This window comes from Segatella maculosa DSM 19339 = JCM 15638 (assembly GCF_000382385.1).
GTDB classification, from domain to species: Bacteria; Bacteroidota; Bacteroidia; order Bacteroidales; family Bacteroidaceae; genus Prevotella; species Prevotella maculosa.
Genome location: NZ_KB908319.1, coordinates 420285 through 443801 on the forward strand (window position 1 = coordinate 420285; position 23517 = coordinate 443801).

Here is a 23517-nt window from a genome sequence, read left to right on the forward strand (position 1 = left end):
TCTCTCCCATTAACCGTTAAACACTTTGTCCATACTGATGCCACGCTCGCCAGCTACGGTATAAGCATCACGCATCTCGGCGAGTGCCGCAATGGTAGCCTTCACAAGGTTGTGGGGGTTAGAAGAGCCCTTTGACTTTGCAATCACGTCAGTGACGCCTGCACTTTCAAGAACGGCACGCATAGCACCACCGGCTTTCAGCCCGGTACCGGCTGCGGCTGGCTTCAAAAGAACAAGCGCACCACCGAATGACATTTCGACTTCATGGGGAACCGTACCTTTCAGCACCGGAACCTTCACGAGATTCTTCTTTGCAGACTCCACACCCTTGGAGATAGCAGCCGTCACCTCACCGGCCTTACCAAGGCCCCAGCCGACAACACCCTTGCCATCACCAACAACGACGATGGCAGCAAATGTGAATGTACGACCACCTTTGGTAACCTTGGTTACGCGGTTGATAGCAACCAAACGATCTTTCAGTTCTATGTCACTATTTACTTTTACTTTATTCATTGCCATAATCGTTTAGAATTTAAGTCCTCCTTCTCTGGCTGCATCGGCAAGTGCCTGAACACGGCCATGATAGAGATATCCGTTGCGGTCGAAAACAACTGTCTCGATGCCGGCGGCCTTTGCCTTTTCGGCTACGAGTGCGCCAACTTTCTTTGCCTGCTCTGTCTTGGCCAGCTTTTCGAGGCCAAGTGAAGAGGCTGAAGCAAGCGTCTTTCCGGTCAAATCGTTAATTACCTGAGCATAAATCTGCTTGTTGGAGCGGAAAACACTAAGACGTGGACGCTCAGCTGTTCCGTTTACACTCTTGCGAATGCGGAACTTTATCTTAATTCGTCTTTCTACTTTCTTTGTTGTCATAATCGTAAAATCAATTAAAATTACTTGGCTGCAGCGGTCTTACCAGACTTTCTGCGAATAACCTCGCCTTGGAACAGGATACCCTTTCCTTTATAAGGTTCCGGTTTACGGAAAGAACGAATTTTTGCACAGATGAGACCAAGCAACTGCTTGTCGCAAGACTCGAGCGTGAGAAGCGGGTTCTGGTTTCTTTCAGACTTCGTCTCAACCTTCACCTCCTTGGGAAGTTCGATGAAAATGGGGTGCGTGTAGCCCAAAGAGAGCTCAATCAGATTTCCCTGATTGGAAACACGATAACCCACACCAACGAGTTCGAGCACCTTCTTGTAGCCCTCGCTCACGCCGACAACCATGTTGTTCACCAATGAACGGTAGAGACCGTGGAAAGCCTGCTTCTGTTTGGTGTCAACAGGGCTGTTCTCGTCGATGGTGAAAGTGATCTGGCCGTCAGCAACCTCCATCTTGACAGACGGGTCAACGTCCTGAGCAAGCTCGCCCTTGGGCCCTTTGACCGTCACTACATTTGTCTTTGCATCGAAGTTTACCGTAACTCCGGCAGGAACACTAATTGGCAATTTACCTATTCTTGACATATTAAAATCCTCCAATTAATAAATGTAGCAAAGAACCTCGCCGCCTATCTTCAGTTCGGCCGCCTCTTTGTTTGTCATTACACCTTTGGATGTAGATAAGATAGCGATACCTAATCCGTTAATCACTCTCGGCATGTCTTTGTAACCGGTGTACTTGCGGAGACCGGGGGTAGACACGCGCTTCAAACTCTTGATAGCGCTTTTCTTTGTCGAAGGGTCGTACTTGAGTGCGACCTTGATCGAACCTTGAGGACCATCTTCAATGAACTTATAGTTCAGGATGTATCCCTTCTCGAAGAGAATCTTTGTAATCTCCTTCTTCAAGTTAGACGCAGGAACCTCAACCACACGGTGATGAGCCATGATTGCATTTCTGAGTCTTGTCAGATAATCTGCTATTGGATCTGTCATAAATATAAAATGTTTAATTAATCGGGACAACCCCGACAATATTAAAAATAATCGGTTGAAACACGACCGGTGAAAAGCGAGTGCCATTCCTTGCGGAGCCAACGTCTATGTGCCTTGCAGTGCGTGACAACCGGCTTGCGTTTCAACCGCAGCCGTTTCACGTTGCAAAATCAGTCATTTCGGCGTGTGATTCCAGCCATTTTACCGTGCAAAATCAATGGGATTGCAGCGCAATATCAGCTATATTGCATCGCGAAAAAATCCTTGTTTGCAGCATGGGGAAATGCCCGTCGCTTTCCGATGTTCCGAGTTTACCAGCTTGCCTTCTTCACTCCCGGAATCAAACCTGCCGATGCCATCTCACGGAACTGGATACGCGAGAGGCCGAACTGACGGATATATCCTTTGGGACGGCCCGTTATCTTGCACCGATTGTGAAGACGGATAGGGTTAGCATTCTTGGGGATAGCCTGAAGTTTGCGAGCTGCCTCGTAAGCTTCGGCTGAATCCTCAGCGGTAGCGATGATCTTTTTCAGAGCCGCGCGCTTTTCAGCGTAACGAGCAACGAGCTTTGCACGCTTTACTTCGCGGGCTTTCATTGATTCTTTTGCCATATTCCTTAATCGTTTTTATGCGTTCTTGAATGGAAGACCGAATGCCTTGAGCAGTGCCAAGCCTTCTTCGTCGGTCGTGGCCGATGTAACGAAGGTAATGTTCATGCCCTGAATGCGGTCGATTTCATCGAGATTAATCTCCGGGAAGATGATTTGCTCGGTGATACCCAGCGTATAGTTGCCACGTCCGTCGAACTTGGTGGCGATACCCTTGAAGTCGCGGATACGTGGCAGCGAAACACGAACGAGTCTTTCAAGGAACTCATACATACGTTCACCACGAAGCGTCACCATCACACCGATTGGCATCTTCTTACGGAGCTTAAAGTTGGCGATATCCTTCTTCGAAAAAGTTGCCACGGCCTTCTGACCGGTGATGGCCGATATCTCGTTGATAGCAACATCAACGATCTTCTTGTCTTGCGTGGCGTCGCCAAGACCCTGATTGATAACGATCTTCTTCAGAACAGGGGTCTGCATTGTCGAAGAATAGCCGAACTGCTTCTGGAGTGCAGGAGCAATTGTCTCCTTGTAAACTTTCTTTAACTGTGCTGTATTCATTACTTGATTTCCTCCCCTGACTTTTTAGCGATACGAATCACGTTCTTGCCTTCATGCTTGATGGCTATGCGAGTGGGCTTACCACTCTTGGGATCGATCAGACTTAGATTTGAAATATGAATAGGAGCCTCCATTTTCACGATACCTCCCTGAGGATGCTTGGCCGAAGGCTTGGTGCTCTTCGATACGAGGTGCACACCTTCAACGATGGCACGGTTCTCGCTGACCAGCACCTTGAGCACTTTACCGGTCTTGCCCTTGTCGCTTCCGGCAAGAACAATCACCGTATCGTTTTTTCTAATATGTAACTTACTCATTACTTACTTGTTTTATGATTAATTAAAGAACCTCCGGTGCCAAAGAAACCACTTTCATATTCGCTGCACGAAGCTCACGAGCCACCGGACCGAAGATGCGGCTGCCGCGAAGCTCGCCGGCATTGTTCAGCAATACGCAAGCATTGTCGTCGAAACGGATATAAGAACCATCGGCACGACGGATTTCCTTCTTTGTGCGAACAATCAAAGCCTTCGATACTGCTCCCTTTTTCAAATCGCTGGACGGGATAACCTTCTGTACAGCCACAACGATAATGTCACCCACACTGGCATAACGACGGCCGGTTCCACCGAGAACACGGATACATTTAGCCTCGCGTGCGCCACTGTTGTCACAAACTGTAAGTTTTGATTCTGCTTGTATCATAATTACTTCGCTTTTTCAATAATTTGTACTAATCTCCATCGCTTTGTCTTGGACAGAGGACGAGTTTCCATGATCTGCACTGTATCGCCTACATTAGCCTCATTCTTCTCGTCATGGACATGGTACTTCTTTGTCTTCTGGACAAACTTACCATAAATAGGGTGCTTTTCCTTGAACTTTGATGCAATAACAATGGTTTTATCCATTTTGTTACTAATGACAACACCCTGTCTTACTTTTCTTAAATTTCTTGTTTCCATCTGGACCATTATTATTTTTGAAGTTCTCTCTGACGAAGTTCCGTTTCGATACGCGCGATGTCGCGACGAGCTGCCTTAATCTGTGATGGATTCTCCAGAGGTGCAATCGAATGGTTCAGCTTCAACTGGTTGAACTGTGCCTTTGCAGTCTCCAACTTCTCTGCCAATGCATTGGCATCGAGTTCTTTTAATTCTTTCATCTTCATAGTTTAAGCGTTTTTATCGAAATCACGTCTAACAACAAACTTTGTCTTAACAGGCAGTTTCTGTGCAGCAAGGCGGAGCGCCTCTTTTGCAATGTCGAATGAAACGCCTTCCACTTCGAAAAGAATGCGACCCGGTGTAACAGGTGCAACCCATCCTGCTGGATCACCTTTTCCTTTACCCATGCGGACATCGGCCGGCTTACGCGTGATGGGCTTATCGGGGAAGATGCGAATCCAAACCTGTCCCTGGCGGTTCATGTAGCGATTGACGGCCACACGAGCCGCTTCTATCTGGCGACTGTTGATCCATTTCGGCTCAAGTGTCTTGATACCGAATGAACCAAAGGCCAATTGCGTGCCTCTCGACGCGTTGCCTTTGTTGCCACGTCCGTCTTGAGGTCTTCTATATTTTACTCTTTTTGGCTGTAACATGATAGCTTTCTACTTTTAACGGTTATTGTTTCTCTTGCGATTACCACGGCCGCCGTTGCGACCTCCATTAGAGCGGCCACCACTTTGCTTCTCCTGAGTAAAGTTTGGAGTAAGTTCACGCTTACCGTAAACCTCTCCACGGCATATCCACACCTTGATACCCAAAAGACCTACCTTTGTCAGGGCCTCCGTTGCACAGTAATCGATGTCTGCACGGAATGTATGCAGAGGCGTACGTCCCTCTTTGAACATTTCCTTACGTGCCATTTCGGCACCGTTCAGACGACCAGTAATTTGGATCTTGACACCTTCTGCACCTGCACGCATCGTATTCTGAATAGCCATCTTGATGGCACGGCGGTAAGAAATCTTACCTTCCACTTGCCGAGCGATGTTGTTGCCCACGATGGTGGCATCAAGTTCCGGTTTTTTAATCTCGAATATGTTGATTTGGATGTCTTTCTTATAGAGCTTCTTCAGCTCTTCTTTGAGTTTATCGACATCTTGACCACCTTTACCAATGACGATACCCGGACGGGCAGTGCAAATAGTGATGGTGACGAGTTTCAGTGTACGCTCAATGACGATACGAGAAACACTGGCCTTAGCCAAACGCTCGTTAAGATACTTGCGGATTTTGCGGTCCTCAACGAGGTTTTCTCCGAAGCTCTTGCCACCAAACCAATTTGAATCCCAACCACGGATAATACCAAGTCGGTTGCTTATTGGATTAACTTTCTGTCCCATTCTGTTATTTATTTTTCGTCGTTAGTTTTGGCATCAACAAACAGCGTCACGTGATTTGAACGCTTACGGATTCTATAACCACGGCCCTGTGGTGCCGGTCTCATACGTTTCATTGTAACACCTTCATCAACGAAGACTTTACTGATGTACAGTTCGCCGTCTTCGGCCTTGCGGTCATTCTTTGTCTCCCAGTTGGCAATTGCCGAACGTAGCAGTTTCTCAACGTCTGTAGCGGCCTGCTTCTTAGAGAACCGAAGTACTCCGAGGGCACGGTTGACCTCTAAACCACGGATCATGTCTACAACGTAGCGCATCTTGCGTGGTGAAGAAGGAACTCCCTTGAGCTTTGCGAAGTACAGATTTTTGCGAGCTTCCTTGATTTTCTCAGCTGCGATATGTTTTCTTGCTCCCATTATTATTCTTGTTTGTTAAATGGATTAACCCCGCTTACTTCTTGTTATTACCAGAGTGACCACCGAAACGGCGTGTAGGTGCAAACTCTCCGAGCTTGTGACCAACCATGTTCTCCGTAATGTAAACAGGGATAAATTTGTTTCCGTTATGAACTGCAACAGTGTGTCCCACGAAATCCGGGGAAATCATTGATGCTCTGGCCCAAGTCTTCACTACACTCGACTTACCACTCTCGTTCATAGCGAGAATCTTCTTCTCGAGCGATACGTTGATATATGGACCTTTTTTTAATGAACGACTCATAATTTACTCTTTATTTTTTGTTAGCTCTTTCGATAATATACTTGTTTGAAAGCTTCTTAGGTGCGCGAGTCTTGAGACCCTTAGCGTAAAGACCCTTACGAGAACGTGGGTGACCACCACTCTGACGACCTTCACCACCACCCATTGGGTGATCAACAGGGTTCATAACAACACCACGGTTGTGTGGGCGACGACCCAACCAGCGAGAGCGACCAGCCTTACCCGACTGTTCCAATGCATGGTCGGAGTTACCAACACTACCTACTGTAGCTTTACAAGCACTCAAAATCTGACGGGTTTCGCCAGAAGGGAGCTTAATAACACAATAACTGCCCTCACGAGAAGTCAACTGAGCAAAGTTACCAGCCGAACGAACAAGCAAAGCACCCTGACCCGGACGCAATTCAATGTTGTGAATTACCGTACCAACAGGAATGTTTGCAAGCGGGAGCGCATTACCGATTTCAGGAGCAGCCTCTGCACCCGACATCAATGTTGCACCAACCTGCAGTCCGTTAGGAGCAATAATGTAACGTTTTTCACCATCAGCGTAGAATAAAAGCGCAATGCGAGCCGAGCGATTTGGGTCATACTCGATTGTCTTCACTACAGCCGGAACACCATCTTTCTCACGTTTAAAGTCTATCAGACGATATTTCTGCTTATGGCCACCGCCAATGTAGCGAACGGTCATCTTACCGGTGTTATTTCGACCACCGGTAGAACGTTTGCCGTAAACGAGAGACTTCTCTGGCACGGATGCAGTAATATCCTCGAACGTGCCAATAACTTTGTGTCTTTGTCCCGGAGTAACCGGGTTTAATTTACGTACTGCCATTTTTTATTTTAAATATTGCTGTAAAAATCAATTGTATCGCCTTCCTTTACAGTGACGATTGCCTTCTTGAACGCATTCTTCTGGCCCTTGATAAGACCTGCCTTGGTATAACGGCTCAACCGCTTTCCGGCATAACGAAGCGTGTTCACGTCAACTACCGTAACATGATACAGGCTTTCGACTTCCTTCTTAATTTGGAGCTTATTAGCCTCAGGACGAACGATGAAGCCATAGCGGCTCGGGTTCTTCTCCGTAATCTTGGTTTGCTTCTCAGTAACCAATGGTTTAATAATAAATGCCATAATCTAATATCTCCTTTTTACTTATTTAAGATTTCGTCAATAGCCTTCAACGATCTTTCGGTAACAAGCACAACATCTGCGTTCAAGACTTTATATGAATTGAGCGCAGTTGCGCGCATTACCTCTGCACGCTGAATATTACGAGCGGACAAATATACGTTTTTATTTACTTCCGGCAAAAGCAGAAGTGTTTTCTTGCCGTCAACTTTAAGATTTTTTGCAAAATTTACAAACTCTTTAGTCTTAGGTGCTTCAAAGTTGAAGTCTTCCACCACGATAACAGCATTCTCCTTAGCCTTATAAGAGAGGGCAGACTTGCGGGCAAGAACCTTTACTTTCTTATTCAACTTGAAGTCGTAATTGCGTGGTTTAGGACCAAACACACGGGCACCACCGACAAGCACAGGCGAGTTGATGTCTCCACGACGGGCACCACCGCCGCCTTTCTGACGACCCAGCTTGCGAGTAGAGCCACTCAGTTCGCTTCTTTCCTTCGTCTTGGCCGTACCCTGACGCTGTGCGGCCAGATACTGCTTGACATCCAAGTAAAGAACGTGATCGTTAGGCTCAATTCCAAAGATAGCCTCGTTCAGGGTTACCTTTCTTCCGGTCTCCTGACCATTGATATTTAAAACGCTAACTTCCATTACTTTTTGATTAAAACGGTTGAACCATTACATCCGGCAACAGAACCCTTGACAAGAAGGAGGTTGTGCTCCGGGATTACCTTTAACACTTGCAGATTCTGAGTAGTAACACGGTCACCGCCCATCTGCCCAGCCATGCGCATACCCTTAAAGACCTTAGCCGGGTAAGAACAAGCACCGATAGAACCCGGTTTGCGAGCGCGGTCGTCCTGACCATGAGTACTCTGGCCCACACCACCGAAACCATGACGCTTGACTACGCCTTGGAAACCTTTTCCTTTGGAGGTTCCGACCACGTCGACAAACTTCGTGTCGGCAAAAAGCTCAACCGTAATGGTGTCACCGAGGTTATGCTCCTCGTCAAACTTGAACTCGGCCAAGTGCTTCTTCGGTGTTGTGCCTGCCTTCTTGAAGGTTCCCAGCAACGGCTTTGAGGTACGACGCTCTTTAGCCTCTTCGAAACCTAACTGAAGTGCTTTGTAACCATCTTTTTCTTCTGTCTTTACTTGGGTTACAACACAAGGACCAGCTTCGATAACAGTGCACGGAACATTCTTACCGTCGGCACTGAAAACGGATGTCATTCCGATTTTTTTTCCAATTAATCCTGGCATTTCAATAATAATTTAATCGATAAATAATCTACGTTCTGAAATCAGACTTTAATCTCTACTTCCACACCTGACGGCAATTCGAGCTTCATCAAGGCATCGACTGTCTTTGCAGTAGAGCTGTAGATGTCGATGAGCCGCTTGAAGTTTGAAAGTTGGAACTGTTCACGGGCCTTCTTATTGACGAAGGTAGAACGGTTCACGGTGTAGATACGCTTGTGGGTCGGCAATGGAATAGGACCACTGACGATAGCACCCGTGGCCTTAACGGCCTTTACAATCTTTTCTGCTGACTTGTCAACCAACATGTGGTCGTAAGATTTCAGCTTGATTCTGATTTTCTGACTCATTGTTTTGATATTATAAGATGAATAAAAAGAAGCAAAGAGGTGCGCCGTTTAAGAGTCATTCGCTAAACAGCGCCTCTACGCTTGATAATGATATTTCTCTTGTCTTAGAGAAGTTCTGCATGACCATGAACCTCCTCAAGCACGGCCTTGGCAATACTTGTGGAAAGTGCCTCATGGTGATCATACTCCATGGAAGATGTTGCTCGACCGGAAGTGATGGTACGCAGAGCGGTCACATAACCGAACATCTCTGCCAACGGAACCATGGCTTTCACGATACGGGCACCGCTGCGAGCCTCTTCCATTCCCTGAACAAGACCACGGCGCTTGTTCAAGTCTCCGATAACATCACCCATGTTCTCTTCAGGAGTAACAACCTCTACCTTCATAATCGGCTCCATCAACACAGGGCCTGCCTTTGGACAAAGTACTCGGAATGCCTGATGAGCCACCAACTCGAACGACAACTGATCGGAGTCTACAGGGTGGAAGCTACCATCGGTCAACGTCACCTTCATACCGGTCATTGGGAAACCACCAAGGACTCCGTTACGCAAACAGTCTGCAAAGCCTTTCTGCACCGACGGAATGAACTCCTTGGGCACGTTACCACCTTTAACCTCGTTGATGAACTGCAAGTCGCTTTCTGTGAAGTCTTCGTCCTTCGGGCCGATAGTTACATCGATACAAGCAAACTTACCACGACCACCAGACTGCTTCTTGTAGGTTTCGCGGCTCTGTGCCGTGCGTGTGATGGCCTCTTTATAGTTCACCTGTGGCTTACCTTGGTTACATTCTACCTTGAACTCGCGTTTCAAGCGGTCGATAATGATATCCAAGTGGAGCTCACCCATACCTGAGATAATGGTCTGACCGCTCTGCTCATCGGTACGAACAGTGAAAGTCGGGTCCTCTTCGGCCAACTTAGCAAGACCGTTATCCAACTTAGCAACGTCTGCCTGGCTCTTCGGCTCAACAGCAATGGAAATCACTGTATCGGGGAAAGTCATAGATTCCAGTACGATGGGCGCTTTCTCATCACAGAGTGTGTCACCCGTACGAATATCTTTAAAACCTACACCTGCACCGATATCGCCCGCATCAATAGAATCCATCGGAATTTCCTGCTTGGAGTTCATCTGGAACAAGCGACTAATACGTTCTTTCTTGCCCGAACGCGGGTTATAAACATAGGAACCGGCAGCAATCTTACCGGAATAAACGCGGAAGAACACCAAACGACCCATGAACGGATCAGTGGCTATCTTGAATGCCAATGCCGAAGTGGGTGCATCTTCTGAAGGTTTGCGGTCTTCTTCTTCTTCTGTGTCAGGATTTGTTCCCACAATAGCCTGCGTATCAACAGGTGAAGGCAGGAATGCACAAACATAATCCAACAAAGGTTGAACACCTTTATTTTTATAAGAAGAGCCCAACAACATGGGGCAGCATTCCATGGCAATACAACCCTTGCGAATGGCACGCAACAACTGTGCTTCGCTGACATCCTTGCCATCGAGATAGAGCTCCATCACCTCGTCATCGAAGTTAGCTGCACCCTCAACGAGCTTCTCACGCCATTCAGCTGCCTCGTCTGCAAGCTCAGCCGGAATATCTTCTACATCATATTCAGCGCCCATCGTCTCGTCATGCCACAAGATAGCCTTCATCTTAATCAGGTCCACAACGCCTTTGAAGTTCTCTTCTGCACCAATAGGAATCTGGATAGCGATAGGATTGGCACCCAGAATATCCTTCATCTGCTGAACAGTCTCAAAGAAGTTGGCGCCCGAACGGTCCATCTTATTCACATAACCGATACGCGGAACGTTATATTTGTCGGCCTGACGCCAAACAGTCTCTGACTGTGGCTGAACACCATCGGCAGCCGAATAGGTTGCAACGGCTCCATCAAGCACACGAAGCGAACGCTCTACCTCTGCGGTGAAGTCAACGTGTCCCGGAGTATCAATCAAGTTAATCTTATATGACTTGCCCTCATAGTTCCAATTACAAGTGGTCGCAGCCGAAGTAATCGTGATACCACGCTCCTGCTCCTGTGCCATCCAGTCCATTGTAGCTGCACCGTCATGCACCTCACCAATCTTATGCGTCTTACCGGTGTAGAAAAGAATGCGCTCCGACGTGGTTGTCTTGCCGGCATCGATGTGAGCCATGATACCGATATTACGAGTCAAATGTAAATCGCGATTTGCCATTTTCTTTTTACCTTTATTTGATTAGAATCTGAAATGAGCGAATGCACGGTTAGCCTCGGCCATGCGATGCATGTCTTCCTTGCGCTTGAACGCACCACCCTGATTATTGTAAGCATCCATGATCTCGGCAGCGAGTTTCTCTGCCATAGACTTTCCACCACGCTTGCGGGCAAAATTGATCATATTCTTCATCGAGATGCTTTCCTTGCGCTCGGGACGAATCTCGGTCGGCACTTGGAAAGTGGCACCACCGATGCGGCGGCTCTTCACCTCAACCTGCGGAGTGATGTTGTCCAAGGCCTGCTTCCAGATTTCGAGTGCTGGCTTTTCTTCCTTAGCCATCTTCTCTTTCACCGTATCAAGGGCTTTGTAGAAAATCTCGTATGATATGGTCTTCTTGCCATCATACATCAAATGGTTCACAAACTTAGAGACCTTCTGGTCGTTGTAAACGGGATCCGGGAGGATCACACGCTTCTTTGGTTTTGCTTTTCTCATTTTGTTTTGAAAAATAAATTCTGCATGGGGCTGTCATTCATGTTCTTCAATATCCGCACCCGGACATTTACTCAACCTGTTATCAACAATTCTCCAGCAAAACGTTTTTAATAAAATATCGGTTTGGCAATTTACTTCTTACCTGCCTTTGGGCGCTTAGCACCATACTTTGAACGGCGTTGCGTGCGATTAGCAACACCTGCCGTGTCAAGTGTACCGCGAACAATGTGATAACGCACACCGGGGAGGTCTTTCACACGACCGCCACGAACCAACACAATGGAGTGCTCCTGAAGGTTGTGGCCTTCTCCCGGAATATAGGAGTTCACTTCCTTCTGATTTGTCAAACGCACACGGGCAACCTTACGCATTGCCGAGTTAGGCTTCTTAGGAGTCGTCGTATAAACACGAACACAAACGCCGCGACGCTGCGGACAATTGTCCAATGCCGGCGACTTGCTCTTGTCTACGATGTCCTTTCTGCCCTTTCTTACTAACTGTGAAATAGTAGGCATAATTTTACTTTTTTGTTTATATATTTATTTTATTTCTTATCAATATTTATGAAACGGCTTCCGACAAAAGCACATTTCGGGCTGCAAAGGTACGAACAAATCTTCAAACTACCTAATTATAAAGATGGCAAAAAGTCTACATCTTGGCTTAATTTACAAGGTATAAACTTTATTAACATTTATTCAATCGCAAATACCGACCTTAATACCCACCTCACCCCACCCAAAGGGAGGGAAAATGGATTGCAAGTAGTCTGTACTCCCCACATTGGAAGGGGCCGAGGGAGGCTCTACGACTCCGTTTCCGGCATCTTGAACGGCGCAGCCATACGGGGTTGCTGTTCGGGAATCACAATTTTACCAAATTGCTGTTCATAGTTGTGAACATTCTCCTGCAAGGCTTGCAAAAGCCGTTTGGCATGTTCCGGTGCCATCACCACGCGCGCGCCGACCTCCGGTTTAGGCATTCCCGGCAACATGGTTGCGAAATCGAGCACAAAGTCTGAACTCGAGTGCGTAATCAACGCCAAATTGGCATAGACTCCTTTGGCCACTTCCGGCCTCAAATCAATCTGCAGTCCCTGCTGCTCATTGTTTTCATTTTCCATATTGGTAATTCGTTTTTTATAAAGTCATCATTGTCCACCATAAGAAAGAAGCGAAAGTTCAAGAAAATGCCTTCTCGTAGGTTTCAACCAGACTCTCCGCAAGTTCGGTCTTCCTTTCCTTTGGAGAGGATAAGGGGTAAGATCGTTCTACTTTCCTCGCCTTTCACGCTCCCGTTCTTCCTTTTGGTCTTGAATGTGGAAGTAGATTGCCCACCCGATAAACATTGCCAGCACAGCCAGCATCATAATATTTGCAGCCATCACTATTTTCTCCTTTCTTCTTTATTATCATTTAGAAAATACAAACCTAATAAAACTAAACCTATAACAACGAAAACCGGTATGATAAAATCATACCATGCCCATTGTTCCGTTCGCTTGAACCATGTAGCAAGCAGTACTGCCGTAATCATATACTTGGCGATATCCAATGCCAAATCGCCCAACTTTTCCTTCCTTTTGGTATTCATGCTGCAAATATAACACTTTTCATGGAAGCAAACAACAAACCCGTCAAGAAAGTTTTCAAACAACCGGCTGACCGTCTCTATCATGCAAAACAGTAGGGCCGGGACTGCAGGAACGCATAGCTCGTGCGTCCCTATATGCAATCCCGGCCACGTTAACTTTCAATCTCACCCATATCATGCTTTTATTTCACCCATTTTGCACCGTTGTTCCACCCATTTTACGCGCCAATATGAGCCATATTGTCTCACTCGCCCTGATTAGTTCAAGTCCACCCGGCTTTATCCTGTATCCCCCAAGCTTTATCTTACTCCCCTTAAACCTTGTCCTGCTTTTCCCGGTCAGAATGGTGTGCGAGCCCATGAATGTGTTTTTCTGCCCTGCCCTATGCAAAGATACAAAATTTTGCAAGCGATTGCAAGACTTTTTCAGATTTTTTTATGACCGATACGGCCGGCAATGTTTTTCAAGCACAAAAACGGAAACGGCGACGACGGCGAAAACAAGTATTCGTCACGAACAGAAAAGACGGTGACGACGACAGAAATAAAAAACCATCTTGAGAAAAAATGACGACGACGGCGGCGACGTTTTCAATTTCTTTCTATCGTCGTCTTTCTTTTCTCTTGTTCTTGTTCTTTGTTCTTAGGGAAGACTAACCGCCTGATTATCAAGCTTCTCATTTGTTAATTTATTTAAACTTCTGTTTGACTTTTCATTTTTCGCGAAGCGTTTAAAAGATTTTAACAAGTTGAAAAGGTAGAAAATCAAGGGTTCATTTATAAGTTTTTCGGTGAGAGAATAGTAAGAGTCCCCTCTCTGTTCAATGCCCTTTAACCTCCGTTCGGTTTTCTCTCCATGGAACGGAAACTTACAAAGTGAGGGGAGGACAAACGATTGATAAGCTCGTTTGCCCTCTCCCTTTTTATATTTCTGCTAACTGTACAAATTGACGGAAGTATAAGTCGTGGACTACGGGAGTATAATCCGTGCCCCACGGAAGTATAAGTCGTCAAATTGCACTGCCGGAATACGTTTACAGACGGATTAATATTAAAGTAAACTAACTCGAATTTTCAATTATTGAATTTCTATTTCTTCGTTTATCAGAAGTGAACGAAAGGCAATAGGCCTCCATTCGACATCGTTTTCCATATAGCGAAAACTTGAATTCGATCATTTCCGCTACCGACAGTCAGCATACACCCTGCCGGTTGATATCTCCGATAGGTGGGTGCTCCGTCTACTTGTGTGCTGGTAGATATGAATGATTGGTCGAAACGGTTTCCTCCGGCCTGAATAATATAGTTATTCAACTTCTCTAAAGCATGGCCATCCGAGAAAGTCGGGTTGGCACTAAACCATGGGTTATTGGGGTTTGAACCTGTTGTCATTGTAAGATCTTTCGCCGTGAGTTTGAAGAATTCCATCAACTGTCCCCAACTTGGCAAGAACCATTTACCGACATTGGCACCCGTCACCGTCACGCCCGGGTTATAATGCCCGGCAACATAGAAGGCAGGGTATTTGGTTTGTTCGTCGCCGCGCACCTTCCCATCAAGGCTGCTGGCTGCATCCCATGTCCAATTGTAACCGTTCATGTCTGCCAAACCAGCATTAGGATTTGGATAACACACCTTATTGTTCTGATAAGAATTACCACTACCGGCGGGAGGATTGTCTTGCTCCCAAATCACATTCGGCGTAAAGTTCAGTGCTGCAGCCAAGCCTTTACCCGAGGCCGTCTTTTCTGTTACAACAATACCGATAGGCGTGCGCGTTCCCTTCTCGGCCAATACGCCGCAGGTGCCGTCTTGAAACAGGTAGAGGGCAGGGGTGGGCTTGAGCTTTACTTGAATGGTGTAAGACTTGTTACGTTGTGTTTGGTTGAGCACATCTAAAAGGAGTTTTTTACCGGCAAGGTTTACATTGCCGTATGCTGTTCCACTGATGAAATTGAGTGTGAGGTCGTTACCGCGGACATCTGGGAGCAGGTATTCATATTCCGTCATAAAGGTATTGGCCTGCACAAACTTGCCGTCTGTGCCCACAGGATTCTTTTCCACATTCTTGGCTTCTGTGTCGATTTCTCCAAACGCATTAGCCGTGGACATTTCCGTATCTACAGTATAGATGAATGCGCTCGATTGCGCATATTCTGACGTGAGTTTGATGGTGGCATTCCGTATCTGTGGGGTATAGGCAACTATCTTAAAACGTATACGTGCTGTTTGATGCTTCATAGTGAAAGATACTTTCATCTCATCGCCACTGACATTCACATGTTTGGTTACGCCGACCATGGTATTGTGCCCGGCAGAAAGAAAAAACTGCAGACTACCATTGCCCATATTAGGAATTCCATCAACCGTACCGCAAACGAAAGTATAATTCCCGGGAGCGAGTGACAAATGGGGTGAAGTCGCATCGGGTATGAAGACTTGGTCTTTTACAGTTCCCGTTATTGTTTCTCCCGCCTGCATCGAGGTTGCTTCATTTATCGCATAGATAAAATATCTGTCGTTGGATAAAGGTGCACGGGTCTTCGGTGCTTTGTCAACGCTCGTTTCATCTTCTGCGTCGTCATCTTGTAGGGACACTTCGGCCTGTAACCCATCACCCAAATCCACAGTCTTTGCTGCTATTGGTTCGCCCACGGTGCGCGAACCAGGTTTGTACTCTACTTCTGAACTGAACGGTTCTTCCTTGACGATAAAAGAGATAGCCCTATTATCGCTCTTGCCAGTAGTGTCGATAACATTGTCCTCACTGCGACATGATGCCAACAAGAAGACTACGGCTATACACTGTGCCGCATTAATGATACCTGATTGAATTTTTCTCATAACTGTCTGAATTGAATTACTCTGATTAAAGCTCTATTTCTCCTGCATCAAGGTCCTCGTTTTCCCAATCTTCTTCGGTGGATCCCGGTGCATTGAGCCCTATCGACGTTGATTGCAGCAACTGTTCATCCTTTATGGGATAAATCTTGCATTCTGGGGTTACATACTCCCGCTTTTCAAATTCTGTTTTCTTCATACTCTATCTTGTTTTTACCTTGTTTGTATGTAGGGACGCACGGCTCGTGCGTCCGCTCCAATAACCTATGAATTTGTTTACTTGTTTGTCTGCTTGTTCACACACACAGTCATTCCCTGATGAGCAGACGCACGAGCCGTGCGTCCCTACATTTTGCAGCGTTATTTTGCTCATTTTTTGCTCGTAAAGGGACACGAATATGCGAACAAAGGGTACTCCGAGAAGCCCTTTGTTTATTGGGGTTACGCGCTCTTCGCGCGCGCGTACGTGAAAACGTTTAAACGCCAGGTGCGCTAAGTGTGTGTGTGTGTGTGTGTGTGTGTGTGTGTGTTAGCAAATTATTTGGATTAACCAAATAATAAGCGTTAAAAGATGCAGAGAAATCAAAGTTTCTTTGCACCGGCTCAACACCTTTATATATATGATAATTTATTGTCATCGCGTGCAAAGGTAAGGCTAATTTGCGACATCACCAAACTTTTGAAGCTTGAAGTTCACTTTCGACTACGCAGCAACTTTGCCATTTAACACCCAAAGGCAACAAGGTTAACGACGGAAAACGATAAATTTATGACCCGAAAGCGACAAGGTGATGACCGGCCGGCATGGTCAAGCCTCGCTCCATCAGTCCTGTCGCTTTTCCATCTCAGCCATTCTGCACAGTTACTTCGGTCTTATTGCGCCGTAAAATGGGCCATGTTGCGCGGCGAAATGGCTGAGATTGCAAGCCATATAGCTATCAACGAGTTACAAACTGTTCTCGTGTGGCGAGCGGTATCGGTCGTTCAGTTCCGGCAGGTGGCCGGATTTGCGCATCTATTTGCGTGCCCGGACCATGCAATAGATGCCGAGAACAACGAAAGGAACACTGAGGAGCTGGCCCATGTTGAAGAGCATGCCCGACTCAAAGCCCACCTGAATGTCTTTGGTGTACTCGATGAAGAAGCGGAAGGCGAAGATAAGCGTGATGCAGAGTCCGAAATAGAAGCCTTTGCCCACGGGAACTTGCCTGCGCCGATAACAATACCAGCCCACAAAGAAGAACAAGGCGTAGGCCAAAGCCTCGTAAAGTTGGCCGGGATGGCGCGGATATTTGTCTACTTTCTCAAAGATAAAGGCCCATGGAACATTGGTCACTTTGCCGATAATCTCGCTGTTCATCAGGTTTCCGAGTCGAATGAAGCAGGCCGTGATGGGCGTAGCAATGGCGATATCGTCCAGCAACTGCCACAGTTTCACCTTATACTTACGGCTATAGAGCCACAGGGCGACCATCAGGCCGAGCGTTCCGCCGTGGCTTGCCAAGCCTTCGTAGCCCACGAAATGCCACGAACCGTTGGGCAAAAGCTTGAAGGGAACAAGCATTTCGAGGAAATGTGTGCCCGAAGAAAGATAGTAATCGGGTTGGTAGAAGAGGCAATGTCCGAGTCGGGCTCCTATCAATATGCTCAAGAAGCAATAGACAAGGAGCGGGTCGAACACGTTTTCTTCCTTCTGTTTCCCATTCACCACCACCGTCCGCACGGCGATGTTCTGATGGTAGAACAGCCAACGTACCATGAAATAGGCACCGACAAGTCCGATGAGCCAGCATACCGAATACCAGCGAATGCCCCAGTTTCCTATCTGAAAGAGATAGATGTCGGGATTCCAAATGATGAAGTTCAGCATAAACATAAGAAAAACACTATCCCACCCAACGGCTCTCGCCCTCTAAGACCCACCCCGACCCTCCCAAAGGGAGGGAGCGAAGCTTGCAAGGGCTATTCACGAAAGTTCATCGGAAGTGGAACATAGCATATATAATAATGTGAATTACGGTTTGATAGACATAGCTAATATATTGTTGTCACGAAGCATATGGTATATAACCATGTGAATTGCGGGATAATCTCTTCAAAGCAGTGCCCCATCTCCCGCAAGTTCAGACGCGCATTCTTTAGGCATGGGGGAGGCTTTGCAAGCGAGTGTTCCCTCCCTTCAGGAGGATTGGGGTGGGTTTTAGGACTTCCTGAGGCCGGGGGAGGCTACACATTAAACCTGAAGTGCATGATGTCGCCGTCCTGCACCACGTAGTCCTTGCCTTCGATGCCGAGCTTCCCGGCCTCTCTGACCGCAGCCTCCGAGCCATACTTGATGTAATCGGCGTATTTGATGACCTCGGCGCGGATGAAACCTTTCTCGAAATCGGTGTGAATGACGCCTGCACACTGCGGAGCCTTCCAGCCTTTGTGATACGTCCACGCCTTTACTTCCATCTCGCCTGCCGTGATGAACGTCTCAAGATTGAGCAAAGCGTAGGCCTTTTTGATGAGCCGATTGACGCCACTCTGCTCCAGTCCCAGCTCTTCGAGGAACATTTGCTTGTCTTCATAAGTCTCCAACGAAGCGATATCCTCCTCGGTCTTGGCCGCAATCACCATGGCTTCGGCCCCCTCTTTGGCTGCCATTTCCTCCACACGACGCGAATAGTCGTTGCCTGTCTTAGCACTTGCCTCGTCTACATTGCACACGTAAAGCACGGGTTTCGTGGTCAACAGGAAGAGATCATGGGCCGCTTGCTGTTCGTCTTTGCCCTCGAACGTGACCTCACGCGCGTTCTTTCCCTGTTCGAGCACGGCCTTATAAGCCTCCAAGACCGTGCACATCAGCTTGGCTTCCTTGTTGCCTGCCGCGGCCGCCTTCTGCTGTTTGGCCAGCTGGCTGTCGATGGTTTCGAGGTCTTTCAGCTGGAGTTCGGTGTCGATGATGCTCTTGTCTTCGAGCGGATCGACCGCCATGCCGCCCTCACGCACGATGTTGTCGTCGTCGAAACAGCGGACAACGTGAATGATGGCATCGCATTCACGAATGTTACCGAGGAACTTATTGCCCAATCCTTCGCCCTTCGAGGCCCCTTTCACCAGACCTGCAATATCGACAATCTCGCAGGTTGCGGGCACGATGCGGCCCGGGTGGACAAGCTCGGCCAGCTTGTTGAGTCGCTCGTCGGGCACGGTAATCACGCCAAGGTTGGGCTCAATCGTACAAAAAGGGAAGTTGGCCGACTGCGCTTTTGCGCTCGACAAACAGTTGAACAGCGTAGACTTGCCCACGTTCGGCAGTCCCACAATACCACATTTCAAAGCCATTTCTTTATCATTTCCATGTGCCGGCCTTCCTTTCGGCCGACAATCATCGTTGTTTCTGTTGCAAAAGTACACAAAAAATATAAAGGTGAAAAGGTAAAAAGGTGAAAAAGTGAAAAAGAGACGAAGAAAGAGGCCGCTTGCAAGCATGATGTGAGCCGTCGCTTTCAGGGCAACCGAGCAGCAGATAAGGACAGTACGGAAAGTTTCAACCGATGGTACTGACAGTTCCAGCCTATGGAACGCACAGTTTCTCCCTATGGAACGCACAGTTCCAGCCTATGAAACTCACAGTTCCACCCTATGGAACGCACAGTTCCAAAGCATGAAACTTTCTTGGAACACTGTTGCGCCTCGGCTTAGGTTCGCAAGACGGGCGCTCGGAAGGCGTATAGCGAGCGTTTCGGGCACGTACGGCGCGTGCCTTCCTCCCCCATTCGGCGAGCATTCCGCCCCTGTCTGCAGTCTCGTTTTGCCTGCGGCAGTCGGACCGGGACGTGGGAGGTGAGAAAAAAAACTGATATATTTTGGTTATAAAACCCGATTGCGTGTGTCTGACCTTTCTGACGGGAGAAAACGGCGCCACGGACAGTGCAGCGTTTCCCCCGTCGACACGAAAAGCACGCCGGGGCAGACCACGCAAAGGAAGACCCGGACACGGACGCAAAAACGAGAACACAAACCTATAACATTAACTTAATCTGTTACTCTTATGTGTAGATTGATGAAGTCAAGATGGTTGGTCGGCGCAGTCGTCGGCGCACTTCTGGCAGTGCCGCTTCAGCTGATGGCCCAACAACAGAAAGTGTCGCTCAAGCTCAGTGGCGTGAGTCTGAAACAGGCGTTGAGCGAAATCGAGAGGAAAACGCAATACAAGTTCAGCTATCGCGACGCGACGCTCGACGGCGGCAAGCCCGTCACGCTGGAGCGCAATGACGTGACGGTGGCTTCGGTGCTGAATGAAATCCTTAGCGAGCGTGGGTTGGAATACCGACTGGTGGAGCCCGCGACGATTGTCATCTCGGTGAAGGCCGGAGCAGAGAAGAAAGACCGGAGGAAGATGCGATCGGCCGGCACGGTGATTGACATGCAGGGCGAACCCGTGGTAGGCGCGACGGTGCAGGCCGTGGGAAGGCGGAACAGCGGCACGGTGACCGACGCGGCGGGACGGTTCGTCCTTGACGTAACGGAAGGCGAACAGGTCGAAGTGAGCTATGTGGGCTTTCAGACCGTGCGCGTGCGGCCGAAAGAACACATGACCGTTACGCTCGTTGAGACGCAAGAGTCGCTGAATGAAGTGGTGGTCGTGGGCTACGGCACGCAGCGCAAGCGCGACTTGACGGGTGCGATTGCCTCGCTGAAAGGCGACGAGATGAACTTCGACGGCGTCTCGTCAGTGGCACAGTCCTTGGGCGGCAAGGCGGCCGGCCTCTACGTGCGCCAGAACAGTGCGCAGCCCGGCGGCGGCATCGATATTCTCGTGCGCGGTGCGGGCAGTGTCAATGCGGGTAACGACCCCTTGTACATCGTCGACGGCTTCCCCGTTGCCAAGCTCGACCAGCCCGACGGCGGCGACAAAAAGATGAGTCCGGGCACGCAGAGTATCCTTAACTTCCTCAATCCAAACGACATCGAGTCGATAGAAGTGCTGAAAGACGCCTCGGCAACGTCCATCTATGGTGCGCGTGCGGCCAACGGCGTGGTCATCATCACGACCAAACGCGGACGGACGGGCAGCGCGAAGGTGTCTTATTCCTATGACTTCTCGTCGCAAAGATACGCAGACATGTACGACCTGCTGTCGCTGAAAGAGTGGATGCGGGTGCGCAATGACATGGCGTTGGAGACGTATATGTGGAACAATCAAGTGGCTCCCTACGGCACGAAGACCATGGCCGAGGCGGCGGCTCACCCGTATAACGGCGTTCAGCTGCGCTATCCCTATACCGATGCACAGATTGCGGCTGCCGGCGAAGGCACGGACTGGCTCGGACTGATCACGCGCAACGGACGTATCCACGAGCATAACGTCAGTCTGCAAGGCGGCAGCGACAAGACACAGTACATGCTGTCGTTTAACTATTTCGACCAGAAAGGCATCGTGAAGAACTCGGGACTGACGCGCTACACGCTGAAAGCTAATATCGACCAGAAGTTCCTCAATATCTTCAAAGCCGGCCTGAACCTGACGATGACGCGCATAGACAACGACAACACACAGCTGGGCGATGCACGTTACGAGAACTCGGGTATCATTCGCTCGGCCATTCAGATGAGTCCGGAAGTGAAGGCCTACGACGAAGCGACGGGTACCTATCCCGTCAACCCGTTGCTGGCTAAGCAGCCGAACCCGTATTCTCTGCTGACAAACGTAGACCGCGGGCGCACCAACCGCATGGTGGGTAACGTCTTCGTTGAGGCTCGTCCGCTGGAAGAACTGCTGCTGCGTGGTGCCTTGGGCATCGACCATGCGCAGATAGACCGCAAGACCTATCAGCCGCGCACGACCGTGAACGGCAATGCTAACGGAGGCGTCGGCTACATTTATAATATGAACAACGACCAATATCTGGCCGAAGCCACAGCCACCTATCACAAGACTATCGCAGAACTCCATAACGTCAACCTTATGGTCGGCACCTCTTATGAGGAGTTCAATCATGACATATCGGAGTTGGGCAACAACAACTTCCTGACCGATGCGTTCCTTTTCAATAATATGAACGCCGGCACAGGTATCAAAATCACGAAGTCGAACGCAACGAAGAACAAGATGGAGTCTTACTTCATGCGCGCTTCCTACGTGCTCATGGACCGCTATCTCTTCACGGGCACGATGCGTGCCGACGGTGCCAGCGTGTTTGCCAAGAACAACAAATGGGGCTATTTCCCTTCGGTTGCCTTGGGATGGCGAATCAGCGAAGAGCGTTTCCTGAAGCCAGCGAAGTGGCTCTCCAATCTGAAGCTGCGCCTCAGCTGGGGCCAGACGGGTAATGCCGACATCGGAACCAATGCTTTTGCGAGCTTTGCCGCCGAGAACGCATACGTCAACGGCGAACATAAGACGGTGATTGGTGTGAAGAAAGGCAAGTTCGCCAATCCCGACTTGAAGTGGGAAACGACCACAGAGTGGAACCTCGGCCTTGACTTCGGCTTCCTGCGAGGGCGCATCAGTGGTTCTATCGACCTGTATCAGCGCACCATCTCCGACCTGCTCAACTATCGTCTTTTGAATGTCTACCAAGAGATTCCCAAAGTGATGTCGAACGTAGGAAAGACACAAGGCCGGGGTATTGAGGTGATGCTCAACACGCAGAATATCGAAACCAAGAACTTCAGTTGGACGACCAACTTCACGTTCACGAAATACAAGGACCGTTGGAAGGAGCGCACGCCCGACTGGAAGCCTGCTATCTATGAGCGTTATGACGACCCGATACGCCCCATCTACTCGCGTATAGCCGACCATATCCTGCAAGTCGGCGAGGCTCCCCCTGCCGCCCAGCCCGATTTGAAACCGGGACAAATTGTCATCAAGGACATTAACGGCTACAAGCGCGACGGTATGGGTAATCCGGTGACAGACGAAAACGGACATTTCGTGCTGACGGGAGAACCCGACGGCAAGATAGATGATGCCGACACGAAGCTTATCGGCACAAGTGATCCAGGTTGGTTGGCTGGTTTGAACAACGTGTTCAGGTATAAGGACTTCGAACTCTCGTTCATGCTCAACGGTATGTTCGACCGTAAAATCAAAGACCCCACGATGGCTTTCTACGGACTTAATGCTTACGGCGTATCGGGGTCCGGATTAAACGGTTTGAGGACCAATCTCGAACGCTGGACGCCGACAAACCCGTCGACAAAATATCCGAGTGCATTCTATGACATGGGGCGCGGGAAGAACTACACCTATGGCGACTATTTCTATCAGAATGCGTGGTTCATCCGCCTGCAAAACGTGTCGCTGAGCTACAATCTTCCCAAGACTTTGCTGAGCAAGACCGGATTTATCAGCAGCGTGCGCCTGCACCTGACGGTCAACAACCTGTTCGTGATTACCCCTTATGACGGTCTCGACCCCGAAACCGATGCCTACGAGGCAGCCTATCCCAATGCCAAGACCATCAGCTTTGGCATGAATATAACTTTCTGACACCTAAAAATGG

The 23517-nt window shown here is 48.6% G+C and carries 30 protein-coding genes; 1 reads left to right on the top strand and 29 read right to left on the bottom strand.

Going from position 1 to position 23517, the window contains the following annotated elements; translation table 11 throughout:
* Positions 1–9: 9 nt before the first annotated feature.
* From rpsE to ychF, 29 genes are all read right to left on the bottom strand, one after another.
* A complete protein-coding gene (gene rpsE, locus H164_RS0101720) occupies positions 10–522 on the bottom strand; it encodes a 30S ribosomal protein S5 (protein WP_019967028.1) in 513 nt (170 codons plus the stop codon).
* Positions 523–528: 6 nt separating this feature from the next.
* Positions 529–873: a 50S ribosomal protein L18 gene (rplR, locus tag H164_RS0101725; RefSeq protein ID WP_008565588.1), complete on the bottom strand. Its 345-nt coding sequence runs from the start codon at positions 871–873 to the stop codon at positions 529–531.
* 20 nt (positions 874–893) lie between these two features.
* Positions 894–1466 (bottom strand): 50S ribosomal protein L6, encoded by a 573-nt coding sequence (gene rplF, locus H164_RS0101730; protein ID WP_019967029.1) that lies wholly within the window; start codon positions 1464–1466, stop codon positions 894–896.
* A 15-nt stretch (positions 1467–1481) separates the two neighbouring features.
* A complete protein-coding gene (gene rpsH / locus H164_RS0101735; RefSeq protein ID WP_019967030.1) occupies positions 1482–1877 on the bottom strand; it encodes a 30S ribosomal protein S8 in 396 nt (131 codons plus the stop codon).
* A 311-nt stretch (positions 1878–2188) separates the two neighbouring features.
* A complete protein-coding gene (gene rpsN, locus H164_RS0101740) occupies positions 2189–2491 on the bottom strand; it encodes a 30S ribosomal protein S14 (RefSeq protein ID WP_008565591.1) in 303 nt (100 codons plus the stop codon).
* 15 nt (positions 2492–2506) lie between these two features.
* Complete coding sequence (gene rplE / locus H164_RS0101745) at positions 2507–3052, bottom strand: 50S ribosomal protein L5 (RefSeq protein ID WP_019967031.1); 546 nt, start codon at positions 3050–3052, stop codon at positions 2507–2509.
* Entirely contained in the window at positions 3052–3369 is a 318-nt protein-coding gene (gene rplX / locus H164_RS0101750) for a 50S ribosomal protein L24 (RefSeq protein ID WP_008565594.1), read from the bottom strand. Before rplX ends, rplE begins: the two co-directional genes overlap by 1 nt.
* A 22-nt stretch (positions 3370–3391) precedes the next feature.
* Positions 3392–3757: a 50S ribosomal protein L14 gene (gene rplN, locus H164_RS0101755; protein ID WP_019967032.1), complete on the bottom strand. Its 366-nt coding sequence runs from the start codon at positions 3755–3757 to the stop codon at positions 3392–3394.
* Between the two features lie 2 nt (positions 3758–3759).
* On the bottom strand, positions 3760–4026 hold the full coding sequence (gene rpsQ / locus H164_RS0101760; protein ID WP_019967033.1) for a 30S ribosomal protein S17: 267 nt from the start codon (positions 4024–4026) through the stop codon (positions 3760–3762).
* Between the two features lie 2 nt (positions 4027–4028).
* Positions 4029–4223, bottom strand: a complete 195-nt coding sequence (gene rpmC / locus H164_RS0101765) for a 50S ribosomal protein L29 (RefSeq protein ID WP_019967034.1) — start codon at positions 4221–4223, stop codon at positions 4029–4031.
* Positions 4224–4226: 3 nt separating this feature from the next.
* Positions 4227–4655 carry a 50S ribosomal protein L16 gene (rplP, locus tag H164_RS0101770; RefSeq protein ID WP_008565599.1) on the bottom strand — a complete coding sequence of 143 codons (429 nt, stop codon included), beginning with the start codon at positions 4653–4655 and terminating at the stop codon, positions 4227–4229.
* Between the two features lie 15 nt (positions 4656–4670).
* Entirely contained in the window at positions 4671–5402 is a 732-nt protein-coding gene (gene rpsC, locus H164_RS0101775; protein WP_008565600.1) for a 30S ribosomal protein S3, read from the bottom strand.
* Between the two features lie 8 nt (positions 5403–5410).
* On the bottom strand, positions 5411–5815 hold the full coding sequence (gene rplV, locus H164_RS0101780) for a 50S ribosomal protein L22 (RefSeq protein ID WP_008565601.1): 405 nt from the start codon (positions 5813–5815) through the stop codon (positions 5411–5413).
* A gap of 34 nt (positions 5816–5849) precedes the next feature.
* The gene (rpsS, locus tag H164_RS0101785; protein ID WP_004371785.1) at positions 5850–6119 is read right to left on the bottom strand and encodes a 30S ribosomal protein S19; all 270 of its coding nucleotides are present in this window, start codon (positions 6117–6119) and stop codon (positions 5850–5852) included.
* 10 nt (positions 6120–6129) lie between these two features.
* Positions 6130–6957: a 50S ribosomal protein L2 gene (gene rplB, locus H164_RS0101790; protein WP_004371786.1), complete on the bottom strand. Its 828-nt coding sequence runs from the start codon at positions 6955–6957 to the stop codon at positions 6130–6132.
* Positions 6958–6965: 8 nt separating this feature from the next.
* Positions 6966–7259 carry a 50S ribosomal protein L23 gene (rplW, locus tag H164_RS0101795; protein ID WP_008565604.1) on the bottom strand — a complete coding sequence of 98 codons (294 nt, stop codon included), beginning with the start codon at positions 7257–7259 and terminating at the stop codon, positions 6966–6968.
* A gap of 17 nt (positions 7260–7276) precedes the next feature.
* Entirely contained in the window at positions 7277–7906 is a 630-nt protein-coding gene (gene rplD / locus H164_RS0101800; RefSeq protein WP_008565605.1) for a 50S ribosomal protein L4, read from the bottom strand.
* The gene (rplC, locus tag H164_RS0101805) at positions 7906–8520 is read right to left on the bottom strand and encodes a 50S ribosomal protein L3 (RefSeq protein WP_025829766.1); all 615 of its coding nucleotides are present in this window, start codon (positions 8518–8520) and stop codon (positions 7906–7908) included. The genes rplD and rplC overlap by 1 nt, the downstream gene beginning before the upstream one ends.
* Positions 8521–8561: 41 nt before the next feature.
* Positions 8562–8867: a 30S ribosomal protein S10 gene (gene rpsJ, locus H164_RS0101810; protein WP_008565607.1), complete on the bottom strand. Its 306-nt coding sequence runs from the start codon at positions 8865–8867 to the stop codon at positions 8562–8564.
* A gap of 104 nt (positions 8868–8971) precedes the next feature.
* A complete protein-coding gene (gene fusA / locus H164_RS0101815; RefSeq protein ID WP_019967037.1) occupies positions 8972–11086 on the bottom strand; it encodes an elongation factor G in 2115 nt (704 codons plus the stop codon).
* Positions 11087–11107: 21 nt separating this feature from the next.
* Entirely contained in the window at positions 11108–11584 is a 477-nt protein-coding gene (rpsG, locus tag H164_RS0101820) for a 30S ribosomal protein S7 (RefSeq protein WP_008565609.1), read from the bottom strand.
* 131 nt (positions 11585–11715) lie between these two features.
* Entirely contained in the window at positions 11716–12099 is a 384-nt protein-coding gene (rpsL, locus tag H164_RS0101825) for a 30S ribosomal protein S12 (RefSeq protein ID WP_004371793.1), read from the bottom strand.
* A gap of 290 nt (positions 12100–12389) precedes the next feature.
* Positions 12390–12707, bottom strand: coding sequence for a DUF3467 domain-containing protein (locus tag H164_RS0101830; RefSeq protein WP_019967038.1), 318 nt, complete (start codon positions 12705–12707; stop codon positions 12390–12392).
* 263 nt (positions 12708–12970) lie between these two features.
* Entirely contained in the window at positions 12971–13177 is a 207-nt protein-coding gene (locus tag H164_RS14330) for a DUF6722 family protein (RefSeq protein WP_036872640.1), read from the bottom strand.
* A gap of 1104 nt (positions 13178–14281) precedes the next feature.
* Entirely contained in the window at positions 14282–16021 is a 1740-nt protein-coding gene (locus tag H164_RS0101855; RefSeq protein ID WP_019967042.1) for a hypothetical protein, read from the bottom strand.
* Between the two features lie 25 nt (positions 16022–16046).
* Complete coding sequence (locus H164_RS15650; RefSeq protein ID WP_019967043.1) at positions 16047–16217, bottom strand: hypothetical protein; 171 nt, start codon at positions 16215–16217, stop codon at positions 16047–16049.
* Positions 16218–16220: 3 nt separating this feature from the next.
* Positions 16221–16391 (bottom strand): hypothetical protein, encoded by a 171-nt coding sequence (locus H164_RS15415; RefSeq protein ID WP_154652091.1) that lies wholly within the window; start codon positions 16389–16391, stop codon positions 16221–16223.
* A gap of 642 nt (positions 16392–17033) precedes the next feature.
* Positions 17034–17888 (bottom strand): prolipoprotein diacylglyceryl transferase, encoded by an 855-nt coding sequence (gene lgt / locus H164_RS0101865; RefSeq protein WP_025830275.1) that lies wholly within the window; start codon positions 17886–17888, stop codon positions 17034–17036.
* Between the two features lie 356 nt (positions 17889–18244).
* The gene (gene ychF, locus H164_RS0101870) at positions 18245–19348 is read right to left on the bottom strand and encodes a redox-regulated ATPase YchF (protein ID WP_026356198.1); all 1104 of its coding nucleotides are present in this window, start codon (positions 19346–19348) and stop codon (positions 18245–18247) included.
* A gap of 721 nt (positions 19349–20069) precedes the next feature.
* Between ychF and H164_RS0101875 the strand changes: the two genes are divergently transcribed.
* Positions 20070–23504 carry a SusC/RagA family TonB-linked outer membrane protein gene (locus H164_RS0101875; protein ID WP_019967046.1) on the top strand — a complete coding sequence of 1145 codons (3435 nt, stop codon included), beginning with the start codon at positions 20070–20072 and terminating at the stop codon, positions 23502–23504.
* Positions 23505–23517 lie beyond the last annotated feature (13 nt).

What these genes read in the sequence shown, in the direction of transcription:
- rpsJ (WP_008565607.1), bottom strand. Translation starts at nt 8,867, where the DNA reads ATGAGTCAGAAAATCAGAATCAAGCTGAAATCTTACGACCACATGTTG.
- rpsN (WP_008565591.1), bottom strand. Translation starts at nt 2,491, where the DNA reads ATGGCAAAAGAATCAATGAAAGCCCGCGAAGTAAAGCGTGCAAAGCTC.
- rpsL (WP_004371793.1), bottom strand. Translation starts at nt 12,099, where the DNA reads ATGCCTACTATTTCACAGTTAGTAAGAAAGGGCAGAAAGGACATCGTA.
- rplN (WP_019967032.1), bottom strand. Translation starts at nt 3,757, where the DNA reads ATGATACAAGCAGAATCAAAACTTACAGTTTGTGACAACAGTGGCGCA.
- rpmC (WP_019967034.1), bottom strand. Translation starts at nt 4,223, where the DNA reads ATGAAGATGAAAGAATTAAAAGAACTCGATGCCAATGCATTGGCAGAG.
- rpsH (WP_019967030.1), bottom strand. Translation starts at nt 1,877, where the DNA reads ATGACAGATCCAATAGCAGATTATCTGACAAGACTCAGAAATGCAATC.
- rplB (WP_004371786.1), bottom strand. Translation starts at nt 6,957, where the DNA reads ATGGCAGTACGTAAATTAAACCCGGTTACTCCGGGACAAAGACACAAA.
- fusA (WP_019967037.1), bottom strand. Translation starts at nt 11,086, where the DNA reads ATGGCAAATCGCGATTTACATTTGACTCGTAATATCGGTATCATGGCT.
- H164_RS15415 (WP_154652091.1), bottom strand. Translation starts at nt 16,391, where the DNA reads ATGAGCAAAATAACGCTGCAAAATGTAGGGACGCACGGCTCGTGCGTC.
- H164_RS15650 (WP_019967043.1), bottom strand. Translation starts at nt 16,217, where the DNA reads ATGAAGAAAACAGAATTTGAAAAGCGGGAGTATGTAACCCCAGAATGC.
- lgt (WP_025830275.1), bottom strand. Translation starts at nt 17,888, where the DNA reads ATGCTGAACTTCATCATTTGGAATCCCGACATCTATCTCTTTCAGATA.
- rpsG (WP_008565609.1), bottom strand. Translation starts at nt 11,584, where the DNA reads ATGAGAAAAGCAAAACCAAAGAAGCGTGTGATCCTCCCGGATCCCGTT.
- rplV (WP_008565601.1), bottom strand. Translation starts at nt 5,815, where the DNA reads ATGGGAGCAAGAAAACATATCGCAGCTGAGAAAATCAAGGAAGCTCGC.
- rpsS (WP_004371785.1), bottom strand. Translation starts at nt 6,119, where the DNA reads ATGAGTCGTTCATTAAAAAAAGGTCCATATATCAACGTATCGCTCGAG.
- H164_RS14330 (WP_036872640.1), bottom strand. Translation starts at nt 13,177, where the DNA reads ATGAATACCAAAAGGAAGGAAAAGTTGGGCGATTTGGCATTGGATATC.
- rplE (WP_019967031.1), bottom strand. Translation starts at nt 3,052, where the DNA reads ATGAATACAGCACAGTTAAAGAAAGTTTACAAGGAGACAATTGCTCCT.
- rplW (WP_008565604.1), bottom strand. Translation starts at nt 7,259, where the DNA reads ATGGCATTTATTATTAAACCATTGGTTACTGAGAAGCAAACCAAGATT.
- rplX (WP_008565594.1), bottom strand. Translation starts at nt 3,369, where the DNA reads ATGAGTAAGTTACATATTAGAAAAAACGATACGGTGATTGTTCTTGCC.
- H164_RS0101875 (WP_019967046.1), top strand. Translation starts at nt 20,070, where the DNA reads ATGAAGTCAAGATGGTTGGTCGGCGCAGTCGTCGGCGCACTTCTGGCA.
- ychF (WP_026356198.1), bottom strand. Translation starts at nt 19,348, where the DNA reads ATGGCTTTGAAATGTGGTATTGTGGGACTGCCGAACGTGGGCAAGTCT.
- rplF (WP_019967029.1), bottom strand. Translation starts at nt 1,466, where the DNA reads ATGTCAAGAATAGGTAAATTGCCAATTAGTGTTCCTGCCGGAGTTACG.
- rpsE (WP_019967028.1), bottom strand. Translation starts at nt 522, where the DNA reads ATGGCAATGAATAAAGTAAAAGTAAATAGTGACATAGAACTGAAAGAT.
- H164_RS0101855 (WP_019967042.1), bottom strand. Translation starts at nt 16,021, where the DNA reads ATGAGAAAAATTCAATCAGGTATCATTAATGCGGCACAGTGTATAGCC.
- rplP (WP_008565599.1), bottom strand. Translation starts at nt 4,655, where the DNA reads ATGTTACAGCCAAAAAGAGTAAAATATAGAAGACCTCAAGACGGACGT.
- rplR (WP_008565588.1), bottom strand. Translation starts at nt 873, where the DNA reads ATGACAACAAAGAAAGTAGAAAGACGAATTAAGATAAAGTTCCGCATT.
- rplD (WP_008565605.1), bottom strand. Translation starts at nt 7,906, where the DNA reads ATGGAAGTTAGCGTTTTAAATATCAATGGTCAGGAGACCGGAAGAAAG.
- rpsC (WP_008565600.1), bottom strand. Translation starts at nt 5,402, where the DNA reads ATGGGACAGAAAGTTAATCCAATAAGCAACCGACTTGGTATTATCCGT.
- rpsQ (WP_019967033.1), bottom strand. Translation starts at nt 4,026, where the DNA reads ATGGTCCAGATGGAAACAAGAAATTTAAGAAAAGTAAGACAGGGTGTT.
- rplC (WP_025829766.1), bottom strand. Translation starts at nt 8,520, where the DNA reads ATGCCAGGATTAATTGGAAAAAAAATCGGAATGACATCCGTTTTCAGT.
- H164_RS0101830 (WP_019967038.1), bottom strand. Translation starts at nt 12,707, where the DNA reads ATGGAAAATGAAAACAATGAGCAGCAGGGACTGCAGATTGATTTGAGG.